General features: G+C 57.4%; 2 protein-coding genes and 1 pseudogene. 1 reads left to right on the forward strand and 2 read right to left on the reverse strand.

Annotated features, from left to right (window positions below):
* Window positions 1–77 precede the first annotated feature (77 nt).
* A protein-coding gene (locus DKT77_RS04810; protein ID WP_109810157.1) for an IS3 family transposase occupies window positions 78–1,180 on the forward strand; the annotation gives its coding sequence in 2 pieces (ribosomal slippage) (window positions 78–339 and window positions 339–1,180; 1,104 coding nt in all).
* Here DKT77_RS04810 and DKT77_RS04815 read toward each other — a convergent pair.
* Together DKT77_RS04815 and DKT77_RS20860 are read right to left on the reverse strand one after the other, a co-directional pair.
* A pseudogene (locus DKT77_RS04815) lies at window positions 1,147–3,285 on the reverse strand (SIR2 family protein); the annotation flags it as partial. The gene DKT77_RS04810 and the pseudogene DKT77_RS04815 sit on opposite strands and share 34 nt — an antisense overlap.
* 15 nt (window positions 3,286–3,300) lie before the next feature.
* The gene (locus tag DKT77_RS20860; RefSeq protein ID WP_238547690.1) at window positions 3,301–3,792 is read right to left on the reverse strand and encodes an SIR2 family protein; all 492 of its coding nucleotides are present in this window, start codon (window positions 3,790–3,792) and stop codon (window positions 3,301–3,303) included.
* Between the last annotated feature and the right edge of the window lie 313 nt (window positions 3,793–4,105).

A 4,105-nucleotide genomic window follows, 5' to 3' on the forward strand; every position in this document is an offset into this window, starting at 1 on the left:
CTGCCCCCTGAAAACTGGACCGTTTGAAGCTGGAGTTTTCGGCTAATCTTTCCTGGCTGGGAGAGGAGCGGAAACGCATGAAGGCATCGAAGTTCACGGAGGCGCAGAAGGCGTTCATCCTGAAGCAGGGGGAGCAGGGAACGCCGGTCGCGGAGATCTGTCGCAAGGCGGGGATCAGCCAGGCGACCTATTTCAATTGGAAGAAGAAATATGGCGGGTTGCTGCCAGACGAGATGCGCCGGCTGAAGGCGCTTGAGGACGAGAACACACGGCTGAAGAAGATCGTCGCCGATCTGACCCTCGATCGGGAGATGTTGCAGGACGTGATCCGCCGAAAGCTCTGAAGCCTGGGCGTCTGCGAGAGATCGTGACCGGGATGTGCGTCGACTGGGGCGTGTCGATCCGGAAGGCCTGTGGGGCCATCTGCCTTGACACGTCCAGCTACCACTACAAGTCCCGGCGGACGCATCAGGCTGCCGTCGAAAGGCGGATCAGGGAGATCTGCGAGACGCGTGTGCGGTATGGCTATCGCCGTGTGCATGTCTTGCTTCGGCGAGAAGGTTGGATCATCAACATGAAGAAGACGCGCAGGATTTACAACGAATTGGGGCTTCAGCTGCGGAACAAGCACCCGAAACGCCGGGTGAAAGCGAAGCTGCGCGAGGACCGCCAGGAAGCGGTCGGCCCGAACGATGTCTGGGCGATGGACTTCGTTCACGACCAACTCGCCATGGGCAAGAAGCTCCGCATCCTGACCGTGGTGGACACCCATTCCCGGCTCTGTCCAGCGGCTGATGCCCGCTTCGCCTACCGCGGCGAAGACGTCGTGCAAACACTGGAGAAGGTCTGCGCCAAGATCGGCTACCCGAAGACCATTCGGGTCGATAATGGCAGCGAGTTCATCTCCCGTGACCTCGACCTCTGGGCCTATGCCAACGACGTCACGTTGGACTTCTCGCGACCGGGAAAACCGACCGACAACGGGTTCATCGAGGCGTTCAATTCGAAGCTCCGCGCGGAATGCCTGAACGCGCACTGGTTCATGAGCCTTGCCGACGCCCGCGAAAAGCTGGAAGATTGGCGTAGACACTACAACGAAGACCGACCTCACAGCGCGATCGGATACAACATCCCGATGGCCATGCATTATCCCGATGGCGTCACCAGCCCGTCATCGTGAGACAGCCGGAAAAATCCAGCTTCCGGCGGTCCAAGGTCGGGGAGCAGTGCAAGCCACCGACCCAATGTATGACGGAGCTCAACAACGATTGGGTGCGGAAGGCGAGCAAGGCGAAGCAGGAAGACCCTTTTGAGCCGCGGAGCGATGTCTGATGGCAACTCGTTGATTATTGCTGACCAAAACGCTTGTGGGAAGTCACCAGCTTTCCCGGCAATAGTTAGGGCGGAAAGGGCTTTGCGGGGATTTGCCCGTACCAGGCCCGTAAAGGGGCGGCGCTCGGTGAAACTACCGAAGTCGCGCTTCAGGTCTTCTTTTGCCCTTGTGACGACCTCGTTGACTGGAAGGTCGAGAATAGCGTCTGGAGTTTCGTCCGCTCCGACCCAAGACGTATGCACGCCCGACATCATCACCGTCGACGTTGCCCAACCATCATACCAATCTTGAATCCCCGCGATGATTTCCGCCAACCGCGTCGCCGAAGCATCAGGTAGATCGCAGCCATTTAACTGAAGGTAACGGCCGTACCTGGCGGCAAACTGATCACGGAATGCCGGGTAATCGTCCTCTGACTGGTGGTCCATCTTGTCTGGTCCAGCAAGGATACGTTCAGCTATGACTTCCTTGCTGTCATCCGTGAACTCATCCCACCGATCTACCAGGGCGAAGAGAAGTTCGCGCGCCACGTCGTTGTCCCAGAACGCGGTCTGATCGAACATGGAGATGATCTCGGCGGCGTCGTTCGCATCGAACAGGTCAGGCTTCGACAGCGCATAAAGCTTCAGCTTCCGAAAGAAGTACTCGTCGCCTTCGTCCCAGAGCATCGCATGGGCCATCGCCCGTTGAGGCGCGAGTGCCACGATCCGGTCGAAGAGTTCAATCAACAGAAGAAATGGTTCAGCAGAATCATGGTAATGCTCTCCACCGTCCGTTTCCCGGTCCGGGTAGCATGTCGGCGTGGTGAAGTAGGACACACCAAGGTCGGACAATATCCCAGCCGCTGTGGTGAGTTGATTTTCCAGAAGGTGAAAAACAGCGGGCAGGACCTCATCCGGCACCACGAGGTCCTCGTTGTGTCGCTCAAAATACTTGATCTCGAACCGAGCGATCTGGTCGATACGAAGTTCACCCCACTCCAATGTGGGCGGCTTTTTTTCATGCAGGCCCATTGGGCGTTTGATGTTCAAGCATGGTTGGGCTGCTTGATGAAAGTCACGCAGGACGCTGGGGACCCAACCCTCTTCGGCGATGCGTTTCTTCAGGTCGTACCAGCGCCCGTCCCACCGACGGTTCCGAGGATCACGGTGATGCTCCAATATCAGGTTCCAGATTTGTCGGCAGTTCCTGTCAGCGCCTTTCGCTTGGTCGAGGTGCCAAGCAATATGATCGATGAGGCGAGGATGCAGGCCAAGTTGACGAGCCGCCCACCAGGCGATCACTGGCGCTTGGAATGACTTTCCGATCCAGCGGACGAGATGCCACAACCGGGTTGGCATTGCCTCATGGCCCTCTACCTGGCGTCCTCCGAGGCGGTGCAAATCGGGCGGGTTGTCGTCGCCACTCCGCCATTCGAGCAGGTTATCGTTTCTGGTTCCCCGTCTGAAATCCTCATCACTGATCGGACCAAGATCATCATCGAAGCCATATGCCTGCACGGGATCGAACTCTTCGGCATCTTCCCCGTATCCGCTGCACTTCTTGGCATTGCGAACGAATGCATCGAGGACGCAAACCCACTCCGGGTGTGGTGATGGTTCGGCGTCGGCAAATGCCTTGGCTCCCGGAACCGAACGTAGGACATGGGCGACCTGGCCACGCTCGTGCGGTGATATCTCCTTCGGGTCACGTTGCGCAGAAGCGACGACCCGGCTCCGCCAGGCACGTGGGTCGTCAGCCCGGTCAGCCCAAGCTTCCATGGTCTGCCATAGGTGGCCATGATCTTGATAGGCGATGGCAGTTACGCCCCGATCTCGCCACTTGGCTTCAATTTCCTCCGGCTCCCCTCGGTCGAAGGCATAGAGGCGCGTTCGGTCGAACTGACCATCATGGTTGAGCCCTTGAAGGAGGTACTTCACGTGCGGGTCTTCGGCCTGATACCCGACAAAAACGACGGTATATCGTTCCTACAGGCCGCTGATGAACTTCGTGGCCCATGCCTCGGACAGATAGGCTCTGCCGAAATCTGCACTGCTCAGCACGTAGGGGTGTTGGGTCGCATCTGGTGCAACAAGTCGCCCGTGTAGATAGGTGATACCATCAATTGGTGATCCGAATGACAGATCAGGGAACGCTGGGGGAATATGGGCCGGGATACTGCCCGCTTCGTCGCCAAGTTCGAACAGGTGATCGAAGTTGGTTGTCACGATCTGGGGGACGCCACTCTGGTTCGACGATATCCGCTTCACCAGGCTGTGTTCATGACCTTTGGTTGCTGCTGTTGATGGGACCAGCAACCGCTCTGTTACCAGTGCGTTGACCTCATCCCGACCATATTCCTGGTGCAGAAGGTTGAAGATCTGATCGAGGGGAACATTTGCTGCTGCTGGATCGTCTCGCCAAGGGGCGAACGCCTTCATTGCCTCTGATTCTTCCGGCGGATCGAAAAAGTCGATCACGTGCTGCGTAAGCCCGAGAAACGTTGGCATCCCTGAATTGAATGATACTCCCGCACCACATAGGAAGACGACCCGTCCAGCGTCGCAACGCTCCAAGAGGAGATCGGGAATAGAAGGGGCGTCGGAAAAAAATCGCATATTGAAGGTTCAACAATCTTAGCCAGTTCTGCCAGTCATGGCATTGTGAAGTTTTTGCACCGTGAAACCCGCTCAACCTCTGGCGCTCCGCAAAACAAGAGGCTCTTCTAATGGTTGAACTCATATCTGCCGCACTTCGGCGAACTCGGCAATGGGTAATGTCCGCAAAGGGCCG

Origin of the sequence: Meridianimarinicoccus roseus (assembly GCF_003172915.1) — a bacterium.
Lineage (GTDB): Bacteria > Pseudomonadota > Alphaproteobacteria > Rhodobacterales > Rhodobacteraceae > Meridianimarinicoccus > Meridianimarinicoccus roseus.